Genomic DNA, 25,552 nt, shown 5'->3' with positions numbered 1-25,552 from the left:
TGGTATGGAAATGGATTTTGCTTTATTGCTGGTCATTGCTGTTGGTTTGAGTGGATTGGGTTATGCTGCTGATCTACTGTTTTTTCAAAAACAGCGCCAAAAGGCCGTAAACCAGTACACAAGCAAAGGCCCGCGCTCAGCCTTAGATGCAGACGTGATAGAAAAGTTGGAAAAAGAACCATGGTGGGCAGAATACTCACGCTCTTTTTTTCCAGTCTTAACTTTAGTTTTGGTGCTGCGTTCTTTTTTGGTTGAGCCATTTCAAATACCAAGTGGTTCTATGTTACCAACTCTGAAAATAGGCGATTTTATTCTGGTGAATAAATTTGCCTATGGTTTACGTTTACCTGTAATTAATACACGCTTTATTGAAATTGATGAGCCTCAACGCGGCGACGTTATGGTTTTTCGCTATCCAGTGGATACCCGTCTAAACTTCATTAAGCGTGTTGTCGGTTTACCTGGCGATCGCCTAAGCTATGAGAATAAAGTGCTTTATATTAATGGTGAGCCTGCGCCTCAACAGTTTGTCGCTGCATTACCTGCGGGTAATCCAGAACACAAACTACTGCTTGAGTCACTGGGTGATGTTGAGCACCAGATTTATAATAGCCTGACTACTGGGCAAAATATGCGAGAAGTTGTGGTGCCAGAAGGTCAGTATTTTATGATGGGCGATAACCGTGATCACAGTAATGATAGCCGTTATTGGGGCTTTGTTTCTGAAGATCTTATTGTAGGTAAAGCCTTTGCGGTATGGATGCATTGGGAGGGCTGGTCAAGTTTGCCCCAATTCTCAGATACCCGACTGATTAAGTAACGAATCATTAGCCGGCCCTCTGGGCCGGTTTGCCTTTTCTGCAGACAGAAATAAAAGAACGCTTCGAGTGAAAACAAATTTACAAAAACTATGTAACCAATTGGGTTACAGTTTCAACGATATTGAGCATCTTAATTTAGCTTTAACCCACCGTAGTTTTGGTGGCAGCAACAATGAGCGCCTAGAGTTTTTAGGGGATTCTATTGTTAACTTTGTTATTGCTGAGGCACTCTATCACCAGTTCACTGAGGCTCGAGAGGGACAGCTGAGTCGTCTACGCGCACGCCTGGTAAAAGGGGTGACACTGGCTGAACTGGCGCGAGAGTTCGAATTAGGGGATTACCTACAGTTAGGCTCTGGTGAGTTGAAAAGCGGAGGCTTTCGTAGAGACTCTATTCTTGCGGACGCAATGGAAGCCGTGATTGGTGCCATTTATATTGATGGCGGTATGGATATTTGCCGTGAGCGCATTTTAATTTGGTATGCCGAGCGTTTACGCAATCTAGACTTAAGCGATACGCAAAAAGATCCCAAGACTTTATTGCAAGAGTATTTGCAATCACGTCAGCAGGCACTGCCCAAATATGAAGTCATATCGGTTGAAGGTGACGCCCATGATCAGACCTTCACTGTTGAGTGTGAAATTGAATCGCTCACCAGCCGCCCTCTTGGTATTGGTAGTAGCCGTCGTAACGCAGAACAGCAAGCTGCTAAAAAAGCTTTGCAAGCCTTAAATGTAAAAAAATGAGCATTAACCAGATGAATGATCACACCACTTATTGTGGTTTTGTTGCCATTGTTGGCCGTCCAAATGTGGGTAAGTCAACGCTGATGAACCATATCTTGGGGCAGAAGTTGAGTATTACCTCTCGTCGTCCACAAACTACACGCCATCAGGTTGTAGGGATTAAAACGGATGACAACGTGCAGGTAGTATATGTTGATACTCCCGGCATGCATAAAATGGAAAAAGATCGCAACAAAGCGATCAACCGTTATATGAACCAAGCGGCCAGTAGTGCGTTAAAAGATGTCAACTTGGTGATCTTTATTGTCGACCGCATGCGTTGGACTGAAGAGGATGATGTTGTACTGAGTAAGCTTGAAGGCATACGCTGTCCTGTAATTTTGGCGATCAACAAAATTGACCGCTTGGAAGATAAGCAGGAGCTGTTACCTTATTTAGAGCAAGTAGCTAAGAAACGTCATTTTGATGCGATTTTGCCGATTTCTGCACATCATGGTCACAACCTTGAGCAGCTAGATACTTTGGTTCGCTCTCATATGCCTGAGTCGTTTCACTTTTACCCAGAAGACCAAATTACAGATCGCAGTGAGCGCTTTCTGGCCTCTGAGTTGGTACGTGAAAAAATCATGCGTCAGTTAGGGGATGAGATTCCTTATCAGGTGACTGTTGAGATTGAAGAATTCTCTGATGCAGGCAATGTCTTGCATATCAGTGCGTTAATCTTGGTTGAGCGTATTGGCCAGAAGAAAATCATCATTGGAGAACAAGGCTCTCGGATCAAACAAATCGGACAAGAAGCCCGTATTGATATGGAGCGCGCCTTTGGTGAGAAAGTGATGCTGAACTTATGGGTAAAAGTGAAAAACGGCTGGTCTGATGATGAGCGTGCCCTGAAAAGTTTGGGTTATAGCGATATCTAGGCCTAAGCCGATGACAGGTTTGGCTTCACGTATTGAGTGTCAGCCCGCTTATGTACTGCACACTCGCCCTTATAAAGAAACCAGTGTGATTGCTTCATTGATTACACTGGACTATGGGCGCATTGATGGCGTAGTAGCTGGCGTTCGAAAAGCCAAAAGCCGTAGCCGTGCATTGCTTCAGCCGATGCAACCTCTGCATGTTTCATGGCGTGGCGACAACAGTTTAAAAACACTTTCCGATATAGAGTCTTGTGGCGTGCCTGCACGGCTCAATGGTCGCTATCTTAACTGTGTCCTTTATGCCAATGAGCTACTGAGTCGATTGCTGCTCCCGCAAGCGCCTTGCCCATCATTGTTTCGAGAGTACGCTTTACTACTTCTACAGCTTGAACAGATCACCCAACCCAATCAACTAGAGCCTTTGTTACGCCAGTTCGAATGGCAGCTCCTAACTTCATTGGGCTACCCCATTAACTTTGTCTCAGCCCAGGGTCACAACCTACAAGCCGAGCAATATTATCAGTATGATTGGCAATCTGGTTTTGTTCTATCGAAGCAAGGTTTCTTAGGAGAGCACCTTTTGCGTTTGCAAGAGAAAGAATGGCAAGATGCTGAGTGTTTGAAAATAGCCAAGCAGCTCTCACGCATCGCCTTTAAGCCACTTTTAGGAGATAAACCGCTGTTAGCCCGTCAACTATTTCAAGTCCATCGAGCTTCAAAACAAAACTCCACACAACCTGAATTTACGCAGCATAAACAGCCCTGTGAAGATTTGAGCTGTTCTACGCGTTAACTGATTTATAGATTTCAACTGATCAATCTTAGGTGCAAATAAGGAAACAATATGTCCGTTCAACGTCTACTGTTAGGTGTCAACATCGACCATATCGCCACTTTGCGCCAAGCGCGTGGCACTCGCTACCCAGATCCTGTGCAAGCCGCAATTTTGGCTGAAGAAGCAGGTGCTGATGGTATCACTTTACACCTGCGTGAAGATCGCCGCCATATCCAAGAGCGTGACGTTCTGCTGATTAAAGAAGTGCTACAAACGCGTATGAACTTTGAGATGGCCGTAACGGATGAGATGATCGCTTTTGCTGAAAAAGTGCGTCCAGAGCATGTATGTTTAGTACCTGAAAAGCGTGAGGAGCTGACCACTGAAGGGGGCTTAGATGTCTTAGGCCAGTATGATCGTGTGGCTAAAGCTTGTGACAAACTGTCTGCACTAGGCTGTGAAGTCTCGCTTTTTATTGCCCCAGATCTAGCCCAGATTGAAGCCGCAGCCTCTCTTGCCCCTGTGGTTGAGTTACACACAGGGCATTATGCCGATGCCACAAATCCAGAAGAGATCGCGCGCCATTTAGAAGAGATAAAACTAGGCACTAAATTGGGTTTACGCAACGGGCTTATTGTGAATGCTGGTCATGGTTTGCACTATCACAATGTTGAACCTATAGCGGCAATCCCAGGTATGACAGAGCTGAATATCGGCCATGCCATCATTGCTAGAGCATTATTTGTGGGATTGAAAGAGGCTGTTGCCGAGATGAAGCGCATTATGATGGCTGCACAGCCCAAATAATTAACTTGTTCAACAGATCCATTGAATCAGGCAGATGAAGGGGGGGCTGTGATTTTAGGTATTGGTACAGATTTAGCCGTGATTGAGCGTATTGAAACTGCGTTAAGCCGCCACGGTGAACGCTTTGCAAAACGTATTTTAACCGATGCTGAACTGGCCGCATTTTCGCAGCACCCACAGCCTGCTGCTTTTTTGGCAAAACGATTTGCCGCCAAAGAAGCCGCTGCTAAAGCAATAGGCACAGGTATTGGTGCGATTGGCTGGCATGATCTTGAGGTGCGACGCGCTGAAAGCGGAGCCCCGCAGCTGGTATTGTTAGGGCGAGCGGCTGCTCGCTACCAACAATACAGAGATCTTGTTTGCCATCTGTCGATTACTGATGAAGGCGGACTCGCGCAGGCCTTTGTTGTTCTAGAGGCTCGTCAATAGGCCTACACCTGTTCTGATTTTGGTCGATTGTCCTGCTCTATCTGCCATGCCTCTAGCCGATCCAGCTCTTGATAGAGAGTCGCAAGGGTATCCTCTGCGACTAAGAGCTTGTTCATTTTCAACTGTGTTTCTAAGGTTTCGGTTGTCAATGCTAATCGTGGCACGCCGCAGTAACGGGTTGCGCCATGTAGGTGATGTACAGCGTGTACCATCTCTTCTAGGTCACCACTATTGAAGGCTTTTTCTAAAGCTCGACGTGTTTCTGGTATGCTCTCTACCAGCATTTTTAACATCTCTTTAGCCATTGCTGGTTTCCCGCCAGCCAAACGAATACCAAGCTCCATATCCACAACATCATCAATATCATCATGTTTTGGTGGCGTTACTTGCACCTTCTGGCTAGGTGTTTCGGTTAGGGTATTGACAATACTTGGAGTAAATCCTGTCCAGTGTCGAATAATCTTAGCAAGCTTCTGCTCATCAAAAGGCTTAGTGAGTAGATCATTTAAACCAGCCGAAATAAATTTATTACCCTCTTCAGGTAGTGCATGTGCAGTGAGCGCAATAATAGGTAAAGTTTCACACCAAGGGCTAAGTCGACGAATACGGCGAGTTGTTTCCATGCCGTCCATTTCAGGCATTTGAATGTCCATTAAGATTAAATCTGGGCGATGGCTCAAGGTCAACTCAATAGCTTTTTTGCCACTATTAGCTTGAAGCACACTCAAACCATATTCGTTCAGTAAGCTACTGGCGAGTAGTAGATTAGCCGAATTATCATCAACAACTAAGATGGTAGGAGGTTTTGCAAGATGTTCATTGTAGTCACTAAAGTAATTGTCCTCATAGCGGCTTAATGCAGGTTGATACACGTTGGCTGTGTTTTTTACTTTATCAGCTAAGTATGAAGCTGGTGCAGGTTGCCGATGAGTATACTGGGGTTCAAGTGGATCAATAATTCTTAATGTTTGCTCTAGAGCATTCAAAAGCTTATCGCTACTAATAGGTTTAGTGGATACCTGACGAACATTAGCACTTTGGTAACGGGCAATAAGATCACTGTCGTTACTACCCAGTAAAAGTAATACCGGAATATTTTGGGCAAGCTTATGAGTTAATGCATGAGTTGCTCTGTCAGAGGCCTCACTAGCGCTCAAGGCAATAACGGCCAGCTGAGCCGTAGGATGTTGAACATTAACACCTGATAAACTGTTATGGCTTGTCACTTGTAGACCTAAATTTGAAAGCTGATGGCTGAAAGCACTTTGGCTTAGAGGGTGGCTTTCAATAAGTAAGGTTTGTAGCCCTTTTAATTTAGGGTGATAGGCGCTTTCTTGGCTGTCATAGCTGATAGGTGTACGAATACTAAACCAAAAGGTGGAGCCTTTACCTTTTTCGCTACTTAATCCAATTTCCCCACCCATCAGTTCAACCAATCGTTTGCAAATAACCAATCCTAAACCTGTACCGCCAAACTGCCTAGTTTGACTCGGATCTGCTTGGGTGAAGGCTGTAAACAGATGAAGTTGTTTCGCTTCATCAATGCCTATTCCTGTATCAGTGACACTAAAACGTACTGTCAGCTTGTCTTGGCTGGATTCCTCTTCAAGCATCACGCGTACTACGACTTCACCGTGCTCAGTGAACTTTACCGCATTACTGATTAGATTCGTGAGCACCTGCTTTAACCGAAGCGGGTCGCTGATAAGGTGTAATGGTACATCGTCATATACCATGGAAACTAATTCTAGCTGTTTACGATGTACTTCTGGTGCCAATAATGTGATTGACTCATCTACTACATCACGCAGATTGAAAGGAATCTGCTCTATTTCTAGTTTTTGTGCCTCAATTTTAGAAAAGTCTAAAATATCGGTGATAATCGCTAATAAGCTTTCAGAGGCGTTGCGAATATTGGTTAAGAACTCATTTTGTCTTGGTGTAAGGGGCGTACGCCGCAGTAAATTACAGAAGCCTGCAATACCATTGAGTGGAGTACGAATTTCATGACTCATATTTGCCAGAAATTCTGATTTAATTCGATTCGCTTCTTCTGCTTTTTTGCGAGAGAGATCAAGTTCAATACTTTGCATCTCCATCGCTTCCATTGTTTCTTCTAGCTCAGAGGTCGTTTGGGAAATACTTTCTTCAAGCTCTTTTCTGCTCTCAATAATTTTACGAGTCATTATATTGAGATCAGTCGTAAGGTCTTGAAACTCCTGGCAGCCTAGGGGTTTAGCCTGTGCTTGGTACTGTCCCGCTGAGATTTTTTTAATGGTCTTAGAAAGTTCTTGAATCGGTTCTAAAAACTGTCGGCTTACACGTAGCCCCGCAATTAGTGAGATGATCAGCAGTGTAATTACGACCATCCAATTTAAAATTACATCGTAAATGGTCTCTAAGCGTGTTTCGCTGAGATGAACTTCTATCTCTAACCAACCAACGAGCATATTGCTTTTCACTTCAACAGGCACAAATTGAGGCTGGATTTTGTTATTTGTAATATTGTCGATATCGCTATTTGAAAAATTTAATGTAGGACTACTCTGTAATAGCAAAGGCTGAATAATACGTAATGTACTATCAGAGTAACGAATCAGAGGCTGTATTTGTAAACGGTGCTCGGCATTGCTTACCGCATACATACTAGGGCCGCCATGTAAGATATTCTTACGATTCTGATTATGAATTGAAATCGCGCGAATACTGCCCTCTTGCAAAAGTTTATCAACGATCTTACGCATCTGTTCCATATCCTGCCGCTCTAATGCATAAGATAGCGGGATGCTCAGTTGACGAGCTAAAGATTCCCCTTGCTCTGTCAGCTTATTTTCTAGCAGTGTGTAGTAATTTAAAAAGAGATGAGTACTGAGAACCAAAGCTGTCACCATTGCAGGTAGCAAAGTGATCAGTAGTATTTTGTTGCGTAGCGGCCAGTAGTTCATTGTGTTACCAAAGCAGCGGAGACAAGGGACGATGCAAGCATTAGAGTTGAAGATTATTCAATCACAGCGCTTTGTGAAAGCAAAATCACGGATACAAAGTAATTTGGGTTTTATATAGGCATAAAAAAACCCGCTATCGCTAGCGGGTTTTTAGAATTTGGCGGAGAAGGAGGGGTTCGAACCCTCGATACCTTTCGATATACACACTTTCCAGGCGTGCGCCTTCGACCACTCGGCCACCTCTCCGGACTGTTTTAAGTCAGTGTTACCACTTGCCGTAAAACAGATGGCGCAAATTATAATGAGCTAGCTTGACAAGAGCAAGAGAAATATCTGGACATTCAATAAATTACGAATAATCTCAATAAGTTAGCCTTCAAATGCAACATAAATACCTTCATAGCGAACTGCTATTTTCTCATTTTGAATAATTTCAGCAATAATAGGGAGGCGTCCTCGGCCTTTTGACTTTACTTGCTCAATAAGCTGTTCAATTCCAGTGGCTTCTGAGCTATAGCAGTTGACGATGAAGTCCTCTGTGATAGGGGCGAAAAATTCGATGTTACCCGTTTTGACTACAGCGCTGCGCTCTAAGTCTTTATCTATTAGAGCTAAGGTGGTTAATGCCCAGCCTGCCAGTGTGCAAAATGCACTAATGGATCCACCAAACCCAGTACCTTTGTCGTTCAGGTTTGGTGTTAGGCTTATGTGAAATGCAACGCTATTTCCATTAAAAGTAATGCTATTTAGACCCATATGGTTGACCAATGGAATATTGGCTTTGATATGGTCTAAAAATTGATCGACACGCGCTTGCTGCACAATTATCTCCTTATATTTATGACCAACGTTGTACAAAATCGTTTAGATTGTGCTCAGGAATTGGCTTCGTGCGCCCTTCTATTTGTCCAAGGTAGATAAAGCCAACGATTTGGTCTTGTGGTTCTAGACCTAAGCCCTTTGCGACCACTGGATCAAAAGCGACATCACCAGTGCGCCACATCGCACCTAAACCTTGGGCGTGTGCTGCTAGAATAATATTTTGTGCGCAAGCTCCGGCAGAAATAATTTGTTCAATCACAGGGACTTTATGCTCTGGTGTTACCTTGGCTATCACTGCTAAAACCATAGGTGCGCGCAGAGGCATTGATTTTACTTTGTTCAGTAAGGCGTCATCTGCATCAGGTTGGCGTGTCATTAAGCCTTGTTGATAAAGCGTGCCTAGACGGTTGAGGCCTTCGCCAGTGAACTCAATGATTTGCCAAGGGCGTAAGTTACCGTGATCAGGCGCCCGTAGTGCTGAATTGTAAATAAATGTCATTTGTTCTTCAGTAGGTGCTGGGGCTACTAAACGGGGGTGTGAGTTACGCTGTAGTAATAGTGTTTCGGCGTTCATAGAAGGGAATCTCGCTCAATGCATAGTCGATAGTAAGTCTAATAGGGTACTATTGCCCCGTTCATTATTTACGTAGGAATTGTGACATGGTTCTGTCTACATTGGCAGTTATCGCCCTTATTCAGCTGATCGTTTTGTTGATAGGTGGTGTTTTTTTTCTATTTTTACATACTCGTTTTTTGAAGAAGCAAATTAGAGTTCTTCGTGGTGATGCATCTGATTCGCTTGATGTAGCTACTCAAGGGCCATCAGATTTAACTTCTGAACCCGAGCCAAGTTTTGATATGGAAGGGGAGGCGCCTCCAACAAAGGTCAGCAAAAGTGCAATGGCGCTGTCTGATGCTTTAACTTCGCAAATGGAAGCGCTGCAGGACACTCATGTCACAGGCGATATTGTTGAGCTACGCAAAATGCTGGATGAAAAGCTATTGCTCACCGCTAATATGCGTAAGCTAATTGAAGCGTTAGACGATGATCCTGATTCGGTGGCATCGGTATCTGATCAGCAAAAAAGTACATTGAAGCACTTAGAGGAATACATCAAATTAAGCCGTCGAGAAGCAGCAGCGGTTGAGGATAAAATTAAGCAGTATAAAGAGCAGTTGATTAAAGCTAAAAAGCTGCTCAGCCAAAAAGCAGCTTCTAATAGCTCAGAGTCCTCCCAAGAGCACTAGACTTAGAGTCTAGTGCATCTTTTTTATAGTCGTTTTTTCCGCTTAGATTTGTTTGAACCATCGCTAGTGATGCCTATTTTACTGGCGTAATAAACGATTGTTGGCTAAATCAGGAAGGTTAGATGAACGCCAAGGGTTAATATCTAATCCACCACGTCGGGTGTAGCGTGCCTCTACTGTTAGCTCTTCTGGTTCACAGTGCTGCATAATATCCACATACATACGCTCTACACATTGCTCATGAAAGTCATTGTGTAAACGAAAAGAGATGATGTAGGCCAGTAAGCCTGCCTTATCAATCTTTTTGCCTTTGTAGCGTACTAAAACGGTGGCCCAGTCAGGTTGGCCTGTAACGGGACAGTTTGAGCGCAATAAATGGCTGTGTAGTTGCTCCTCAACAATTAGGTCGCTCTGGGTTTTCAGTAGCTTAGGCTCTGGGTGATAGTGCTGAACTTCAATGTCTAAGTCATCAATACAACGACCTGAGGCAGGTGCTACTTGAAGATATTTAGCCTCTTTCATACTGTAAAGCTCAACTAAAACCGCATCACCAGCTGCTGCCGATAGGTCTTGCTCTAAGCGTGTTTGTAACTCACTTGTTGATGTTAAACGGGTCTGATTAAAAGAGTTTAAGTAAAGTTTGAAAGACTTAGATTCAATAATATTAGGCGAGCTTGCAGGTACTCGGAAAGTTGCAACGGCAACCTCTGGCTTCCCCTTAGGGTTAAGCCATGACAGTTCAAAAGCATTCCAAATATCCTGCCCAAAAAAAGGCAACTTTTCACTTTGGCTAATCGCTGAAAGTTGAATGTCATCACGCTTTGGCTGGCGAGGAATAGGGAAGAGCAAACTCGGGTCATATTGATCAACGTACTCAGTTTGCTTGCCCAGAAGAGAGTCTTCTACCTGTGCTTGTTTAGACTGTTCTGTCATGCTAACTCCGAATACCTTTGCCATTATTTAATAACCACAGTGCCAAACTGAACATTGCGACAATAAAGCCCATCACAGTGAGTAGGGCGTAGACTACATCAATATCTGATACACCCAAAATACCATATCGAAAGGTATTCACCATATACAAAATGGGATTCAGCATAGATACGTTTTGCCAAAATTCTGGTAGTAGTGATATTGAATAAAATACGCCCCCTAGATAAGTCAGTGGTGTCAAAATAAAGGTAGGTACTATTGAAATATCATCAAAACTACGTGCAAACATGGCGTTAATAAAGCCACCTAGCGCAAATAAAATTGAGGTCATTAAGACGACAAGCACGGTGATCCAAACATTATGTAGGTGCAGGTCGGTAAAAAATAGTGATAAGCAGGTCACTATAGCGCCAACAGTTAAGCCACGGGCAACGCCACCTAGTACAAAGCCGCTTAATATCACCCAGTTTGGTGTTGGCGACACCAGCAACTCTTCTATGCTGCGTTGAAATTTAGCACCATAAAAGGAAGACACTACATTTGAGTATGAGTTAGTAATCACTGACATCATAATCAAGCCGGGTACAATAAACTGCATATAGGTAAAGCCACCCATCTCACCGATACGACTACCGATCAGATTACCAAAAATCACAAAGTACAATGTCATCGTGATAGCGGGAGGCAGTAGCGTTTGTGCCCAAATACGTGTAAAGCGATTAATCTCTTTGTGAATAATCGTTGAAAACGCAATGAAATATTCTTGCATGGTCATTACACAGCTACCTTATTTTTATCCTGCTGGCGATCTTTTTCAACAAGCTCAACAAACAGTTCTTCAAGGCGGTTAGATTTAGTTCGCATAGAACTGATCTGAATGCCTTGGTGAGTTAGTAAAGCAAAAGCGTCGTTGAGGTGTTGGCCCCGCTGCATTTGTAGTTCAAAGCTATTGCTGTCTAGCCACTGCGTTTGAAAGCCATTTAGCTCAGGCGCTTTTGACAACGGAGTCTGTATATCTAAGATAAACGTTTCGGTGTTGAGCTGTTGCAGTAAAGACTTCATATTGGTGTTCTGCACAATCTCGCCTTTGTCGATAATGGCAATATTGCGACAGAGGTTCTCAGCTTCTTCTAAATAGTGCGTCGTTAGAATGATTGTAGTGCCTTGAGCATTAATTTTTTTCATGAACTCCCACATTGAACGACGTAATTCAATATCAACGCCTGCTGTAGGCTCATCCAAAATAAGAATTTTTGGATCATGCACCAATGCTCGTGCAATCATCAGTCGCCGTTTCATACCGCCTGATAGCATACGGGCGGCACTATGGCGTTTATCCCATAGACCTAGTTCTTTTAGGTAGTGCTCTGCTCGTTGTTTGGCTTCAACTCTAGGGATGCCGTAGTAACCTGCTTGACAAACAACAATGTCATACACTTTTTCAAACTGATTAAAGTTAAACTCTTGCGGTACTACACCTAATGCACGCTTGGCTTTTGAGAAGTCTTGATCAATATCGACCCCTAAGATTTTTACGCTACCTGCGCTTTTGTTGACGAGTGAACTGACAATACCCAGTGTGGTGGACTTGCCTGCTCCGTTAGGGCCAAGAAGTGCGAAGAAATCACCCTGTTCTACATCTAAGTCAATGCCTTTAAGTGCTTCAAAGCCATTGTGATAGACCTTTTTCAGACCTCGAATCGAGAGTGCTTGGGTCATATTGAATTACCTGATTAATTGCAGTAGATAAAATGCAGGAGAAAGTACAAAGCTGATTGAAGGATATAAGGTCAGGGAGCCCTGATTACAAGTCAAAATAGATTCATCTAATAGCGGTGATGCTAGTTGATTTAATTCAAGAAGTTAAAACGAGGTTTTAATCAAAATGGAGCGGGAAACGAGGCTCGAACTCGCGACCCCAACCTTGGCAAGGTTGTGCTCTACCACTGAGCTATTCCCGCTTTATATTCTTAGCTGTAGATCGGATAGATCAAAGCTTAAAGGTGGCGTCCCATAGGGGGTTCGAACCCCTGTTACCGCCGTGAAAGGGCGGTGTCCTAGGCCACTAGACGAATGGGACTATATAATCTGTATACTAAATTTAATGTAATGGAGCGGGAAACGAGGCTCGAACTCGCGACCCCAACCTTGGCAAGGTTGTGCTCTACCACTGAGCTATTCCCGCTTATCAACTATAAAATCTAGTTTCTATTCAATTAGATCGATTATGCTCTCTAATTGATAAGTGGCGTCCCATAGGGGGTTCGAACCCCTGTTACCGCCGTGAAAGGGCGGTGTCCTAGGCCACTAGACGAATGGGACGTGGCTTTCAATCAATCCCTCATCGAAGGATGGCGCGCATTTTATTGACGTTTTAAAAACCTGTCAACACTTTTTTTTCTTTTCTTATCAAAAGCTTTCCGCACTATTTAAGCAAGCGTATAGGTATTATCATGGGGAGGTACTTTGGCGTAAAATTCGCACCTAAGCGCATTTTCTCTTATTATTCATCATTGTGAATGATCTGTTAGTGCAGTTAACCTTAATATTTCTATAGTTCTGGCCGATATACTGAAGTTCAGGCTATGTTGTCTTTGTTGCTAACTGTGCCATAGTGTTGAGCCTCTTTTAGAGATAAACAGGAAAAAGGGAACCTGGGAATGACATCGATGATACTCGTAGGCGTTGTTTTGTTATTGGCCATTGGCGTTATTGTCGTGGTGTATTCAAAGCAAAATGCTGAAAAAAAACGTATCGAACAGATTAGACATCTACGTTCGCTGGGTGATCGCGCGAGAAATTTGATGTTTTTGATGGAAGAGATCCCTGCGCATTACCTTGATCAGAATATGCGAGTGCATTTGGCGCGTAATGTTGCTGAGTTGTTGCAGCAACAGTTTGATGCAGACCCTGATGATAAAGTTGCCAAGCACCTTGAAAATGCAAAACAGATGGTTGAGTTTGCCACTCAAAATAAAAATGTCTCTGTTGTGCCAGTAACTGATATCCAAACTGCCAATAATGTACGTCGGAATTTGAAACTGCTTCATAAACATATCACGATACAGTATCAAGAGAAGAAGATATCTCACGGCATAGCGCAAAGCTTCCTTAAGCAACTTCGTAAAGCTTTTACTCAAACTATTATTGAAGTTTATATCTCTGCGGGTAAGAAATCTGAGCGAGAGATGAAGCCTAAAATTGCGGCTATTCATTATCGCCGTGTGATTAGCGAAATGGGTAAGCATAACCAAGATGGTAGCTTTACGGACCAGATTTTAGCTACCAAGAAACGCATTGATGCGCTAGAGGAGGAGGCTACTCGTCAAGAGCAGAAAGCTCGTTTAGAAGGCAGCAAGACAGATCAGTTGAGTAAAGAACTAGAAAAAATGGTTGAAAAAGAAGACGAATGGAAGAAAAAACAAGTTTACGACTAAGCTTGTGTGCACATTGTTAAATGTATCGCTATATTCTAGTCAGTTTCAGTGAGGGGAATCTATATGTCTAAAGATCAAAAAAGCGATCAACAATGGCAGCAGGATCTTACACCTGAACAGTATGCGATCTGTCGTTGTGGTGGAACTGAACCAGCCTTTACTGGAAAATATTACAATCATCATGACGTAGGCCAGTATCTGTGTGCTTGCTGTAAAACACCGCTATTCAGCTCCGCTCATAAATATGATTCAGGTAGTGGTTGGCCGAGCTATTATCAGCCCATTACCCCTGATGTGATTCAGGAACTCAATGACTACAGTCATGGCATGGTACGTATTGAAATTCGTTGTCAGAATTGTGAGTCTCATTTAGGTCACGTTTTTTCAGACGGCCCTGCCCCAACAGGTTTACGCTACTGTGTGAACTCTGCATCTCTAGATTTCACTGCCGCTGTCGACAACGCGTAATCGTCCATCTGAGCATGCCATGAGATTATCGTTATAGTTTAAGTAAGAACGGCTGCTATAATCTGTCGTTTATCTGCCCTGTGCTTGGGCGCTGTTATTTTGCCTCGATAATGCTCTGGAGTTGCCCATGTTAGGCTGGTACCCCGGTCACATGAATAAAGCGCGCCGTCAAATAAAAGACGCGCTGCCTGAAATTGATGTCATCATTGAAGTGCTTGATGCCCGTTTACCTTATTCCAGCGAAAACCCTATGTTAGCTGAAATTCGTGGTAATAAGCCCTGTTTGAAAATTCTAAGTCGAGATGATTTGGCCGATCCTGTTATCACCAAGCTGTGGCTGCGGCATTTTGAGTCTGAGGTAAATACACGGGCAATTCCTGTTACTACTACCGACTCAAAAACCCTGCGCCAAATTCCTAAAATTTGTAAAGAGATGGCAGGACAAGTACGCAAAGACCGTGCTGTACGAGTTATGGTTATGGGTATTCCTAATGTTGGTAAGTCAACATTGATTAATAGTCTGGCAGGTAAGAAGGTTGCTAAAGTGGGCAATGAGCCAGCCGTGACTAAGCGCCAGCAGAAAATTATTTTAGACACGGGGATTGCAATTATTGATACCCCAGGCGTTCTGTGGCCGCGTATTGAGGATCAGAACAGCGCGTATCGTTTGGCGACCTCTGGTGCTATTCGTAATACTGCTGTTGACTACCTAGATATTGCGATGTTTGCAGCAGCAGAGTTAGCGATTCGCTATCCAAAAGCTTTGATACAGCGCTATAAGATGAATAGTCTGCCAGAAACGGCAGAGGACATTTTACAATTGATTGCCAGTAAGCGTGGCGGTATTAGGTCTGGTGGTGAAGTAGACTGGCATAAAGCAGCGGAAGTACTTCTTAATGACTTACGGGCAGGTCACATGGGGCGTATTAGCTTAGAAAAGCCTGATGATATTCCTGAGCCAGTGTTAGAAGATGAAAATACTGAGCAAGCAGTACAGCCTGTGCAGGCAGATTCGTCAGTCTTGAATGAAGTAGGTCTACCCTCTCTAAATCATGGTGAAAACCAATAGTTGATAAGCGGCTGGCTCAGCGATATTTAAGCTCCAGCCCTTATAACAAAGTATGTTCCTCTTTCTTTTGTGACTTAAGTCAATAATCTGGCTGTGAATTTTGCTACCCTAACGCGGTTTTTCTTTAGGCATTCTCCTCTGGGGCCTTAATGTCAGATACCACAACTATAAGTCAACCAAATACCTCCTCTGATAGTGCTTCTGCCAAACAAGGTGGAAAGAACACCGAGCGCCGTCAGTTTGCCACTCTAATGCAGGAAGAGGCCGCTGGAAGCCTGTATCGTAAGCTAACAGAGCTAAACATCTTTGACACTTTAACGAATCGTTATCACTCCGATGACTTTAATGCGGCGCGTAGTGAGTATATTCGTACTAGGGTAAACATCTTAAGTGTTGTGTTTGCGATATTTGCACCGCTTTGGATTCCTATGGACTATCTGTTACTGGAATCAGAAGATATAGGTGTGATTGCGTTTTATCGCTTTTCTCTGTTTGCCGCTATGATCACGCTACTGTTTATCAACAATGTGCGTAAGCGTAACTTGCAGCACAGTTTATTCTGCCTAACGTTATTGATTGCGTTTCCTGCCATATTTTACACCGCAAGCTTATTTCAGTTAGTGCATAGCAACACATCATTAATCGGCTACAGCTTTATACCGTTTTTGTTGGTTGCTATTTTAAGTGTTTTCCCTTTGACCATTCTGGAGAGTGTGGTACTGGGTGCCTGTTTGATTCTTACGTTGTTATATAACGATTTTTTTGCAGGCACTTTGTTTTCGCTCGAAGGCTTTAAAGACCTTTGGTTGATCAGTACATTGCTAATTATTGCACTGTGGGCAAATCAGGCTCAGTTGCATATGTTGCTACGCTTATACCGTCAAGCCACTCGTGATCCTTTGACGGGACTACTAAATCGTCGTGTGATGATGGAGCGATTAAGCGAGTTGACAGAGCATTGGGAGAGTAACTCCACTAGACCGCCCGTCAGTGTGTTAATGCTTGATTTAGATCGCTTTAAACGTATCAATGACACTCATGGTCATTTAACGGGTGACAAGGTACTGCAATCTTTCAGTCAAATCATGAAGGAGGAGTTGAGAAACAGCGATATCTTGACTCGTTATGGTGGTGAAGAGTTTGCTGCAATTTTACCCGGTACAACAATTGATAATGCGATGAAGGCTGCTGAACGTATTCGGGCGCGTTGTGAGCAAGCTTGGGTCACGTCAAAAGACAATGAACCTGTTCGTTTTACCACCAGCATCGGTGCTGGTGAATTGAAAGTGGGAGAGGATGTTTCTGAGGTTTTGCAGCGAGTGGATAACTCGCTGTATGAAGCGAAAAAAACGGGGCGTAATAAAGTGATTCAGGCTTGTTAAGTGCCTGAATCATCTCTCGTCTAACGACCTTGCCAACAGGGGCTGCGTTTGGTTAAAAATGCATCAATTCCCTCTTGGGCATCTTGTGCCAGCATATTCTCTGTCATTACTCGGCTGCAATGTGCGTAGGCTTGCTGTTGATTCATCTCGGCTTGTTGATAAAAGGCCTCTTTGCCAACCTTTAAGGTATAAGAGGATTTTGCCGCAATAATCTGTGCTACGCGTAGTACTTCATCCGCTAACTGCTCCTCTGGTACTGTAGCATTGACTAGCCCAATGTTGACTGCGCGCTCGGCATTGATCATCTCTCCTGTGAGTAGCATTTCCATCGCCTGCTTACGGTGTACTGCTCGTGTTAATGCTACCATCGGTGTTGAGCAAAATAGGCCGATATTGACCCCAGGTGTTGAAAACCGAGCATTATCAGCAGCATAAGCTAAGTCACAGGTGGCAACCAGTTGGCAACCTGCTGCGGTGGCGATACCGTGCACTTGAGCGATAACAGGTTGAGGAATCTGCTGAATCAGACTCATCAATTCGGCGCAGGTGCTGAATGTGGTTTGATAAAAATCTTCAGAAGGGTTGGCATTCATTTCACGCAGATCATGGCCTGCGCAAAACCCATTGCCCGCGCCAGATAAAATCACAACTTTAATCGTTTTGTCTTCAGACAGTATTTGCAGCTGCTGTATCAATGCTTGCATACAGTCTAAAGACAATGCGTTATAAGCTTTTGCACGATTCAAAGTTAAGTGTGCGATACCTTCGCTATCTTGACGTAATACTAGAGCTTCACCTGTCATGCTTGATCTCCTTTATGGTTTTTATTTTAATGAGCGCTTCAGTCTTCGTGAGCATATCATGAACCGCTAAAAAACCAATGAGTCATTAAGTTTGGCTTATTTAGACGCCTTACCAAGTTGTTTGAAATTCATTAAGATAGAGATCTTTCCAGCCCTATTGACGCTCTCTAGTATAAAGTTGAAATTAACTAGAGACTATGCCCATCAACGGAATTTGTATGCAAACCATTAAGAAGTCCACAAAGCTAAACAACGTGTGTTATGACATCCGTGGACCTGTGCTTGAAGAAGCCAAACGCATGGAAGAGGAAGGTCACCGTATCCTAAAGCTGAATATCGGTAATCCAGCCCCTTTCGGTTTTGAGGCACCTGAAGAGATTCTACAGGATGTACTTTATAACCTGCCCAATGCCCAAGGTTATTGTGAATCGAAAGGTTTGTATTCGGCGCGTAAAGCGGTGATGCAAGAGTGTCAACGCAAGAAAATTGCCAATGTTGGTATTGAAGATATTTACTTAGGCAATGGTGTCAGTGAGCTGATTGCGATGGCTGTTCAAGGGCTGCTTAACGATGGTGATGAGATCCTTATTCCGGCACCTGACTACCCTCTTTGGACGGCAGCCTCTCGTTTAGCGGGTGGTAAAGCGGTGCATTATATCTGTGATGAACAGTCTGATTGGTATCCAGACTTAGCGGATATTCGCAGCAAAATCACACCTAAAACCAAAGGTCTTGTGATTATCAATCCAAACAACCCAACAGGGGCTTTATATCCTGAGTCCATCTTGTTGGAGTTGATTGAGATCGCTCGAGAGCACAATTTGGTGCTGTTATCTGATGAGATTTACGACAAAATTTTATATGACGACGCTCAACACACCTCAATTGCCAGCTTGGCGGATGATGTGCTGTTTTTGACATTTAATGGCTTGTCAAAATCTTATCGCGTGGCAGGCTTCCGCTCTGGCTGGATGATTGTCAGTGGTAATAAACATTATGCGACAGATTTCATTGAAGGGCTAAACATGCTCTCCTCCATGCGCTTGTGTGCCAACGTGCCCGCACAACATGCGGTGCAAACCGCATTGGGAGGGTATCAAAGTATTAACGATTTGATACTGCCCGGCGGTCGTTTAAAAGAGCAGCGGGATCTGGCTTGGGAGATGCTGGATAATATTCCGGGAGTCAGCTGTGTTAAACCTAAGGGCGCGCTGTATCTGTTCCCTAAGCTGGATGTGAAACGGTTTAATATCCACGATGATGAGAAATTTGCCTACGACCTGCTTAAACAGGAAAAACTCTTAGTCGTACAAGGTACGGCCTTCAATTGGCCTGAGCCGGATCATTTCCGTATCGTGTCTTTACCTTATATGGATCAGTTAGAAGAGGCGATCAACCGTATCGCACGCTTCTTAAGCAAGTATAAGCAATAGCGTGATTGGTTTTTGATCTTGAAAATATGGGGCGGTAAAACTTGAACCAGTTGTACTTGCCCCAATCTAATGTAGCAAATCAACCAGCAACATCTTCAATGGAGATAACGCTATTATGATGCGTATAGCCCTTTTTCTTTTAACCAACCTTGCGGTGGTTTTGGTAGCCAGTGTTACCTTAAGCCTGCTAGGTGTGGGCAGCTTTATACAAGGCTCGTCACTCAACCTAACTAGTTTACTGATTTTCTGTGCGGTCTTTGGTATGGCCGGTTCGATTGTGTCGTTGTTATTGTCTAAAACAATGGCAAAGATGAGCACGGGAACTCAGATTATTGAACAGCCGCGTAACCAAACGGAAGCGTGGTTAATGGAAACAGTTGCAGAGTTATCGCAGAAGGCGGGGATTAAAATGCCGACTGTGGGTATTTTTCCTGCAATGGAGTCCAACGCTTTTGCAACAGGCTGGAATCGGAATGACGCTTTAGTGGCGGTGAGTGCGGGCTTATTACAGCGCATGAGCCCAGATGAAGTGCGTGCCGTTTTAGCGCATGAAATAGGCCATGTTGCCAACGGTGATATGGTCACCATGTCCCTGATTCAGGGTGTGGTGAATACCTTTGTGATGTTCTTCGCACGTATCATTGGTCATACTGTTGATCAGTTCCTGAAGAATGATGAAGAGGAGTCTTCAGGCCCAGGGATTGCCTATTATGTGGTGAGCATTGTGGCGGAAATTTTACTGGGCATTCTGGCTTCCATCATCGTGATGAGATTTTCACGCTGGCGTGAATTCCGTGCTGATGCGGCAGGTGCTAGCTTAGCCAGTTCTGCTGCGATGATCAGTGCTTTACAGCGTCTAAAAGCAGAGCAGGAGATGCCGAGCCAGATGCCTGATACGTTGACTGCTTTTGGTATTAAAACAGGGCGCAAGTCAGGATTGGCGGCTTTGTTTGCCTCTCATCCACCACTGGAAGAGCGTATCGAAGCTTTGCAGCAGGCTGCTCGTCGATAGTATTGACCTGAAGCTAGCCGTAAGCCAGTGTTTGGTTCCCCTCGTTGTTGTAAGTACTTTCAACAACGAGGTAGTTTTACCCTAATGTATTCGAAGTTTTTTGAAGGCTCTTGTCCTTCGCTCCAGACACCCCTAAAAATCCCACAGCAACCTCTGCTGTTTTTATGGAGTGGGATCTTAATCCCCGCGACACCCTTTACTCATTCTACTTTGCCTGTGCCCAACTGCTGGGAACTTCCCGTCAAACGCTTCAGCAAGTGATCTTTCCAGCACTCTTTTAAGTGCTTTTTAAATGAGCGCGCCGAAAGGCACTTGGTGTTTGCTCTGTTACACGAGAAAACTCTCTGTTGAAGTTAGATTTGGTTTGAAAGCCAGACTCCAGATAGATTTGAGTGATTGTTTTGTTGCTGTTAACCAGTAGTGTCTTGGCACGCTCAATACGGTATTCATTGACGACCTGAGAAACATTTCGCCCATAAATTTTATTAATTGCGACTGATATTTGGCGAGCTGGAATACAGGCTTTTCGGGCAAGTCTATCAAGTGTCAAATCTGGATCTAAAAAGATCTCTTTTGATGTGATCAGAGTATCTATTTTGTTCACGATTTCTTTAATTTCATCATCTGTTAGTGAGTTATGAGGCTTTTCTTTTGACGTTTCAACGGGTGGGTATTTTGCATCTTGCTTAGAGGCTTCATCCACGGAGGGTACAATACTAAGACTAACCATTATTACTGCAATGGAGAGTACTGGTAAGAGCACCGTGTGACCAATCGCAAGAATCACGAGTGCATGAGTACCTGTAAAAAAGGTGAAATCTATTGCTAATGCACCATCTATGCAAGCTGACATTAACAACATACTACCTGCTATGCGCTCTGCTTTTAACGCCTTGTCAATATCTGAAAAGCGTACTCGCTCAGGCATTCTAGATGTTTTAAAAGAAGCATTAATCAGCGCCACTCCATAGCCAATATAAAGTAACGTTAGAATAGGATCTAAAGGTGGTCTCCAGAAAGGATAAGTAAAGGCGCTAAGCATAACCAATATTGGTGGTAATAGGTGCCAGAGGTAAAACTTATGGCGATTGTGTGCGCTAGAAAAACAGTACCAAGCCGTAACAGGTATACAGGAGGCTAATACTGGCTGAAGTAAGCGAAATAAGGGGTAATCAAAGCTCCAGCGTAAACCAACAATGGTGGTAGTCAGTGCACATAAAGCGATAAAAACAAAAGCAGACTGAGTACCCTCCTCGCGTCGAATGAATAACAGGATGGCTAAAATAGACAGTAGCAGTGCAATCACAAAGGGTAATGGAATAGCAATCATCTTGGCTCCGGTATGTAGGTGCTATTTTTGAAGGCGACTGAACCTTGTTATTGGCAGGTATTCTGTCTCAAAAGCTAATTCAGTACGTCCTAAAACCTGATTAAGGACGTCAACTACCTAACAAAAGCATACTTTTCATGTTCTTAACTTTATTAGGAAAGGAGAAAAGTATGAGCTGGTATTTTGAGGCGTGGAAGCGCTACGCACAATTTTCAGGCAGAGCATCGCGAGAAGCATTTTGGATGTTTTTCTTAGTGAACTCCCTGATATCGGTCGCTTTTGTTGTACTAGATATTTTATTCCAAATCGCATGGCAAATAGAGGCCGTTTACAGTGCTCTTATACTACTGCCCCTATTGTCTTTAGCCGTGCGTAGGCTTCATGACACCAACCGTACCGCTTGGTGGCTAAGCGTGGTTTTAATTCCTGTTATTGGCATGTTGATATTGCTGATGTTGCTCGCATTACCAAGTAAACCTTTGGGTTCCTCTGCTGATTACTCACACAGCGCCAGTAAAGGTTAGAGGAAGAGTGAAATGAAATCTAAAAGTAAGCAATTTTATTTATTCAGTCTACTAGGCTATTTTTTGGTGCTTTTATCAACCTCTGGATGTACGAGTGCAGACTCGGCGGTAGAGCAGAATTTGTCTGACTCAACCAATGTAAAGGGAGTGGTCTATATAGCATCACCTAAAGTAGGCACGCTATTGCAACTTAGAGGTATTGCAGGTAAAGGCTTGCTGATCGTTCGTCAACAAAATACAGAGCGTTGCATGGCAAGTCCTATTAAGCTAGCAGCTGGTGACTTTGGTGGGACAAGTATTGCCATTAATACCAATACACCTATCCGCTTGTTGATTTATTCTGACGAAGTTGTCAGTAAACTGCGCGCGGGGGATGAGGTCGTTAGTGAGTCATACAAAGTAACAGATCAAAGCGAAGCGTCTTTGGGCGATATCAAAATTAAGTCTGGTTTAACGCTAAGCTATGGTTTTGTACTCAATCCTGGGGAGTGGTCTTGGGCATCATTTTTTGGAAACGAAGATAAAACAGTGCATTGCGAAGAGGAGATGTGGAGCGATAAAAATAGAAGCTAGCCTCTATAATGAACACAATGCACGATATATATTTAATAATCCCCAAGTGAGCTTCAGCCTTGGGGATTTTTTGTGGCATAAGTAGTTAGCTAATAGCTCAGGTTGAGCTGGTTAACCCAGCTTCGTGCCAAAACCATATTTTTCTAATTGTGCAGCAATTTTCTTCTGACTGGTTTTTAACTGTATTTTCAGCGTATCGAACTCACGGCGTACAGGGTAGTTACGGCGTAATAAGTCAAATGCTTCTCCAGTACTTTGCCCGTTACGAGCGGCTCGGCTAAAGGCTCTTCTTAACGCCATGTCGTCATTTCGGACGTCATAACAAGCGCGTACGGCTGTTAGAATGGCGTACCACTGATCTGCCCGAGAAGAGTAGGATAGTTTGCGTAAGGGTGGTTCTGGCATCAACTGACCCAGCTTTTTCCGTACAGGCAAGCCGAAGTAATCACACACCGCTAAATACACCATTTCAGTGCCCCCTAATTTGCCATCCAGGCTATAACCTGCAATATGAGGGGTTGCGATATCGACCAGCTCTAAAAGTTCGTGGTCGATGTTGGGTTCTGATTCCCAAACATCTAACACGGTGAAAAGGTCATTTTTGACCTGTAAGCGCTCTTTCAGTGCCGCCGTATCAATGGCCGCACCACGTCCCGTATTGATCAGGATTGTTTCAGGTTTTAATGCTTCAATTCTGGTTTGATTCAGCAGGTGTAAGGTCGGATGCTCACCAGTGCGTATCAGCGGGGTGTGCATAGAGATCACATCGGCCTGAGCCAGTAGTTCATCTAAAGTGACAAAACCCTCTGCACCCTCTCGTTCAGCACGAGGAGGGTCGTTCACCAAGACATTAATGCCTAAAGACTCCAGACGCTGCTGAAGTAAGCCGCCAACATTACCTGCGCCAATAATGCCGATGGTTTTATCTTGTAGCTGGAAACCTTCTTGATCGGCTAGCAGGGTGAGGACGCTCAGCACATATTCGACAACAGAGTTTGCATTGCAACCGGGGGCATTAGCAAAACCGATCTCTTTGCTTTTTAGGTACTCTTGGTCAATATGATCACAACCGATGGTGGCGGTTGCCACAAATCGAACCTGAGTGCCTTCCAGTAATTTGGCATTCACCTCTGTAATGGAGCGCACCAATAGAATGTCTGCTTGCTTGATCTGCTCTGACGTCATCTCCCTGCCTGGCAGTGTTTCAATCGAACCAAGTTCGGAGAAGAACTCCTGCACAAGGGGAATATTTTCATCAGCGATGATATGCATGGGTTAACCTCTGGCTAAAACCTGAAAGCACTTGTAATATCAAGACTTTACAAATGAGCATCTTTCAGGCTCAATTCGTTCGGGCAGAAAGCTGCCATTTCCTTTTAGTAGAATCATATCAGTCCTTTGGAGTTGCACAAGTGATTGTTCGCTGGCAGAACGAACATGATTACTGTTTGGTTCATATCCATCAAGATATGTTCGGTGACTGGCTGTTGACCAAAGCTTGGGGACAGATCGGGACGCAGTTTGGTGGGCTCACCCATTCCTTGATGGAATCTTATGATGAGGCCGTCACCTTAATGGAAAGTATTGGCACGGTGCAAGAAAGCCGTGGTATGAAACGCATTTTGCAGCTTGATGACCAAGAGAAAGCTGCGGATCTGTTTTCAGACCTTATCAAAAGTGGCGAAATCCAACCTTCCTGACATTATTTCTATTCAAAAAAAAGCCCTTATCTTCAGAGTAAGGGCTTTATCAATAGCCGAAGCCAGATAACAAGGTGGACTTTCGGTTTTACCTTAGGCGCAACATCGGTTTACTTTGCTGCGACCAACTTGCACTGAGATTCAGACAGCGGACGGAAGGCTTTATCAGCCGGAATGGTGCGTAAAATCTTAAACAGATCCCACTCACCTTTCGACTCTGATGGTTTTTTCACTTCAGCCAGATACATGTCGTGGATCATGCGACCATCGTCACGAATACTGCCATTGGTGGCAAAGAAGTCATTAATAGGGGTCTTCTTCATCTGTGCCAATACCGTTTTGGCATCATCCGTACCCGTCGCTTCAACTGCTTTTAGGTAGTGCATCGTAGAGGAGTAGATGCCCGCATGTACCATTGTGGGCATAGAACCTGTTTTGGCATAAAACTGCTTAGACCACGCGCGAGTTTCCGGTGTGCGATCCCAGTAGAATCCAGTGGTCAATTGCAAGCCTTGTGTTGTTTCCAGACCTAAACTCTTCACGTCATGCAGAAACACCAATAAGCCTGCGATTTTTTGACCAGATGCCACCACACCAAACTCTTTGGCGGTTTTAAGCGCGTTGATCGTATCGGCCCCCGCATTGGCTAAACCCACAATTTTAGCCCCTGACGCTTGTGCTTGTAGGATAAAAGAGGAAAAGTCACTGGTGGCCAGTGGATGACGCACTCCACCTACGATCTTTCCACCGCTTTGATTCACAACCGCGGTGACATCGCCTTCCATCGCATGTCCAAATGCGTAATCAGCCGTTAAGAAGAACCAAGTGTCGCCACCTTCCTTCACCACCGCCTCACCGGTTCCATGCGCTAACGCATAAGTGTCATAAACATAATGCACAGAGTTGGCGGTGCAATATTGGTTGGTAATCGAAGAGGAGGCCGAGCCAGAAACAATGGATAACTTGTCTTTCGCTTCCACAACTTTATTCACCGCGATAGTGACGGCGGAAGACACCATACCCGCGACTAAATCGATGTTATTGGTGTCAATCCACTCACGTACTTTGTTCGCACCGATATCGGGTTTGTTCTGATCATCTGCCGCCACAATCGTGATGTTTTTGCCTTTGACTTTGCCGCCAAAGTCAGCAATCGCCATTTCGGCTGCAATCAAGCCATTTGGGCCGGCCAACGGGCTGTAAGTACCGGACATGTCCGCGATATAGCCGATGCGAATTTCATTGTCTGAAATCCCTTTTGCCTGAGCTAGGCCCGTGATAGCCAACGTCGAAAGACTTGCCGCCAACAGCGTTTTTTTGAAGGTCATTTTACAGGTCATTACGTGTTACCTTTTTTCGTTTTTGTTGTTGTTT

Annotated in this window: 26 protein-coding genes and 5 tRNA genes; 16 read left to right on the top strand and 15 right to left on the bottom strand. The window is 44.1% G+C overall.

The annotated features are described in order from the left end of the window. Window positions 1–10 precede the first annotated feature (10 nt). The 6 genes from lepB (at window position 11) to acpS (ending at window position 4,499) form a co-directional block, all read left to right on the top strand. Window positions 11–820 carry a signal peptidase I gene (gene lepB, locus B5D26_RS00605; protein ID WP_078743885.1) on the top strand — a complete coding sequence of 270 codons (810 nt, stop codon included), beginning with the start codon at window positions 11–13 and terminating at the stop codon, window positions 818–820. Window positions 821–920: 100 nt separating this feature from the next. Further along, window positions 921–1,568, top strand: coding sequence for a ribonuclease III (gene rnc / locus B5D26_RS00600; RefSeq protein ID WP_407668505.1), 648 nt, complete (start codon window positions 921–923; stop codon window positions 1,566–1,568). Next, window positions 1,565–2,488, top strand: coding sequence for a GTPase Era (gene era / locus B5D26_RS00595; protein ID WP_234985131.1), 924 nt, complete (start codon window positions 1,565–1,567; stop codon window positions 2,486–2,488). Before rnc ends, era begins: the two co-directional genes overlap by 4 nt. A 10-nt stretch (window positions 2,489–2,498) precedes the next feature. Then, window positions 2,499–3,281 carry a DNA repair protein RecO gene (gene recO / locus B5D26_RS00590; RefSeq protein WP_078743742.1) on the top strand — a complete coding sequence of 261 codons (783 nt, stop codon included), beginning with the start codon at window positions 2,499–2,501 and terminating at the stop codon, window positions 3,279–3,281. A 51-nt stretch (window positions 3,282–3,332) separates the two neighbouring features. Next, entirely contained in the window at window positions 3,333–4,070 is a 738-nt protein-coding gene (gene pdxJ / locus B5D26_RS00585; RefSeq protein WP_078743741.1) for a pyridoxine 5'-phosphate synthase, read from the top strand. Window positions 4,071–4,118: 48 nt separating this feature from the next. Further along, window positions 4,119–4,499 (top strand): holo-ACP synthase, encoded by a 381-nt coding sequence (acpS, locus tag B5D26_RS00580; protein WP_078743884.1) that lies wholly within the window; start codon window positions 4,119–4,121, stop codon window positions 4,497–4,499. 2 nt (window positions 4,500–4,501) lie between these two features. Here acpS and B5D26_RS00575 read toward each other — a convergent pair whose 3' ends face one another. The 4 genes from B5D26_RS00575 to B5D26_RS00560 all read right to left on the bottom strand — a co-directional run bounded on the left by B5D26_RS00575 (window position 4,502) and on the right by B5D26_RS00560 (window position 8,840). Beyond that, entirely contained in the window at window positions 4,502–7,444 is a 2,943-nt protein-coding gene (locus B5D26_RS00575) for a response regulator (RefSeq protein WP_078743740.1), read from the bottom strand. A 158-nt stretch (window positions 7,445–7,602) separates the two neighbouring features. Next, a tRNA-Ser gene (locus B5D26_RS00570) sits at window positions 7,603–7,690 on the bottom strand. 123 nt (window positions 7,691–7,813) lie between these two features. Further along, the gene (locus B5D26_RS00565; RefSeq protein ID WP_078743739.1) at window positions 7,814–8,266 is read right to left on the bottom strand and encodes a YiiD C-terminal domain-containing protein; all 453 of its coding nucleotides are present in this window, start codon (window positions 8,264–8,266) and stop codon (window positions 7,814–7,816) included. A 16-nt stretch (window positions 8,267–8,282) separates the two neighbouring features. Continuing rightward, window positions 8,283–8,840 carry a nitroreductase family protein gene (locus B5D26_RS00560; protein WP_078743738.1) on the bottom strand — a complete coding sequence of 186 codons (558 nt, stop codon included), beginning with the start codon at window positions 8,838–8,840 and terminating at the stop codon, window positions 8,283–8,285. Between the two features lie 86 nt (window positions 8,841–8,926). Between B5D26_RS00560 and B5D26_RS00555 the strand changes: the two genes are divergently transcribed. Beyond that, window positions 8,927–9,514: a hypothetical protein gene (locus B5D26_RS00555; RefSeq protein WP_078743737.1), complete on the top strand. Its 588-nt coding sequence runs from the start codon at window positions 8,927–8,929 to the stop codon at window positions 9,512–9,514. Between the two features lie 78 nt (window positions 9,515–9,592). Here the strand turns inward: B5D26_RS00555 and queF are convergent, their stop codons facing one another. From queF to B5D26_RS00520, 7 genes are all read right to left on the bottom strand, one after another. Then, the gene (gene queF, locus B5D26_RS00550; RefSeq protein WP_078743736.1) at window positions 9,593–10,447 is read right to left on the bottom strand and encodes an NADPH-dependent 7-cyano-7-deazaguanine reductase QueF; all 855 of its coding nucleotides are present in this window, start codon (window positions 10,445–10,447) and stop codon (window positions 9,593–9,595) included. Between the two features lies 1 nt (window position 10,448). Then, on the bottom strand, window positions 10,449–11,222 hold the full coding sequence (locus B5D26_RS00545) for an ABC transporter permease (RefSeq protein WP_078743735.1): 774 nt from the start codon (window positions 11,220–11,222) through the stop codon (window positions 10,449–10,451). Further along, complete coding sequence (locus B5D26_RS00540; RefSeq protein WP_078743734.1) at window positions 11,222–12,166, bottom strand: ABC transporter ATP-binding protein; 945 nt, start codon at window positions 12,164–12,166, stop codon at window positions 11,222–11,224. The genes B5D26_RS00545 and B5D26_RS00540 overlap by 1 nt, the downstream gene beginning before the upstream one ends. A 167-nt stretch (window positions 12,167–12,333) precedes the next feature. Next, a tRNA-Gly gene (locus tag B5D26_RS00535) sits at window positions 12,334–12,408 on the bottom strand. A gap of 43 nt (window positions 12,409–12,451) precedes the next feature. Beyond that, window positions 12,452–12,527, bottom strand: a tRNA-Glu gene (locus B5D26_RS00530). A 30-nt stretch (window positions 12,528–12,557) separates the two neighbouring features. Beyond that, window positions 12,558–12,632: transfer RNA gene (locus B5D26_RS00525), tRNA-Gly, on the bottom strand. A gap of 61 nt (window positions 12,633–12,693) precedes the next feature. After that, window positions 12,694–12,769: transfer RNA gene (locus B5D26_RS00520), tRNA-Glu, on the bottom strand. A gap of 338 nt (window positions 12,770–13,107) precedes the next feature. Here B5D26_RS00520 and B5D26_RS00515 point away from each other — a divergent pair. From B5D26_RS00515 to B5D26_RS00500, 4 genes are all read left to right on the top strand, one after another. Then, the gene (locus B5D26_RS00515; RefSeq protein WP_078743733.1) at window positions 13,108–13,884 is read left to right on the top strand and encodes a hypothetical protein; all 777 of its coding nucleotides are present in this window, start codon (window positions 13,108–13,110) and stop codon (window positions 13,882–13,884) included. A gap of 63 nt (window positions 13,885–13,947) precedes the next feature. Beyond that, window positions 13,948–14,352 carry a peptide-methionine (R)-S-oxide reductase MsrB gene (gene msrB / locus B5D26_RS00510; protein ID WP_078743732.1) on the top strand — a complete coding sequence of 135 codons (405 nt, stop codon included), beginning with the start codon at window positions 13,948–13,950 and terminating at the stop codon, window positions 14,350–14,352. Window positions 14,353–14,479: 127 nt separating this feature from the next. Continuing rightward, entirely contained in the window at window positions 14,480–15,421 is a 942-nt protein-coding gene (gene ylqF, locus B5D26_RS00505; protein ID WP_078743731.1) for a ribosome biogenesis GTPase YlqF, read from the top strand. Between the two features lie 149 nt (window positions 15,422–15,570). After that, window positions 15,571–16,803 carry a GGDEF domain-containing protein gene (locus B5D26_RS00500; RefSeq protein WP_078743730.1) on the top strand — a complete coding sequence of 411 codons (1,233 nt, stop codon included), beginning with the start codon at window positions 15,571–15,573 and terminating at the stop codon, window positions 16,801–16,803. A 20-nt stretch (window positions 16,804–16,823) separates the two neighbouring features. Here the strand turns inward: B5D26_RS00500 and B5D26_RS00495 are convergent, their stop codons facing one another. Beyond that, window positions 16,824–17,606, bottom strand: a complete 783-nt coding sequence (locus tag B5D26_RS00495; RefSeq protein WP_078743729.1) for an enoyl-CoA hydratase — start codon at window positions 17,604–17,606, stop codon at window positions 16,824–16,826. A 218-nt stretch (window positions 17,607–17,824) separates the two neighbouring features. On the opposite strand from B5D26_RS00495, the gene B5D26_RS00490 reads away from it, so the two are divergent. Together B5D26_RS00490 and htpX are read left to right on the top strand one after the other, a co-directional pair. Further along, entirely contained in the window at window positions 17,825–19,039 is a 1,215-nt protein-coding gene (locus B5D26_RS00490) for a pyridoxal phosphate-dependent aminotransferase (protein ID WP_078743728.1), read from the top strand. A 115-nt stretch (window positions 19,040–19,154) separates the two neighbouring features. Then, window positions 19,155–20,051 carry a protease HtpX gene (htpX, locus tag B5D26_RS00485; RefSeq protein ID WP_078743727.1) on the top strand — a complete coding sequence of 299 codons (897 nt, stop codon included), beginning with the start codon at window positions 19,155–19,157 and terminating at the stop codon, window positions 20,049–20,051. 277 nt (window positions 20,052–20,328) lie between these two features. Here htpX and B5D26_RS00480 read toward each other — a convergent pair whose 3' ends face one another. Beyond that, on the bottom strand, window positions 20,329–21,381 hold the full coding sequence (locus B5D26_RS00480; RefSeq protein WP_078743726.1) for a helix-turn-helix domain-containing protein: 1,053 nt from the start codon (window positions 21,379–21,381) through the stop codon (window positions 20,329–20,331). A gap of 170 nt (window positions 21,382–21,551) precedes the next feature. On the opposite strand from B5D26_RS00480, the gene B5D26_RS00475 reads away from it, so the two are divergent. Further along, the gene (locus tag B5D26_RS00475; protein WP_078743725.1) at window positions 21,552–21,905 is read left to right on the top strand and encodes a DUF805 domain-containing protein; all 354 of its coding nucleotides are present in this window, start codon (window positions 21,552–21,554) and stop codon (window positions 21,903–21,905) included. Window positions 21,906–21,917: 12 nt separating this feature from the next. After that, the gene (locus B5D26_RS00470; protein WP_078743724.1) at window positions 21,918–22,478 is read left to right on the top strand and encodes a hypothetical protein; all 561 of its coding nucleotides are present in this window, start codon (window positions 21,918–21,920) and stop codon (window positions 22,476–22,478) included. A 111-nt stretch (window positions 22,479–22,589) separates the two neighbouring features. Here B5D26_RS00470 and pdxB read toward each other — a convergent pair whose 3' ends face one another. Next, window positions 22,590–23,750 carry a 4-phosphoerythronate dehydrogenase PdxB gene (pdxB, locus tag B5D26_RS00465; RefSeq protein WP_078743723.1) on the bottom strand — a complete coding sequence of 387 codons (1,161 nt, stop codon included), beginning with the start codon at window positions 23,748–23,750 and terminating at the stop codon, window positions 22,590–22,592. 53 nt (window positions 23,751–23,803) lie between these two features. Here pdxB and B5D26_RS00460 point away from each other — a divergent pair, with 53 nt between their 5' ends. Next, window positions 23,804–24,178, top strand: coding sequence for a WGR domain-containing protein (locus B5D26_RS00460; RefSeq protein WP_234985130.1), 375 nt, complete (start codon window positions 23,804–23,806; stop codon window positions 24,176–24,178). A gap of 110 nt (window positions 24,179–24,288) precedes the next feature. Here the strand turns inward: B5D26_RS00460 and B5D26_RS00455 are convergent, their stop codons facing one another. After that, window positions 24,289–25,506: an ABC transporter substrate-binding protein gene (locus tag B5D26_RS00455; RefSeq protein WP_078743883.1), complete on the bottom strand. Its 1,218-nt coding sequence runs from the start codon at window positions 25,504–25,506 to the stop codon at window positions 24,289–24,291. Window positions 25,507–25,552: the final 46 nt, after the last annotated feature.

Source organism: Oceanospirillum multiglobuliferum (assembly GCF_900167095.1).
Taxonomy (GTDB): Bacteria; Pseudomonadota; Gammaproteobacteria; order Pseudomonadales; family Halomonadaceae; genus Oceanospirillum; species Oceanospirillum multiglobuliferum.
The sequence above is the reverse complement of the archived record's forward strand: the minus strand, read 5'-3'. Positions and strand labels throughout refer to the sequence as shown.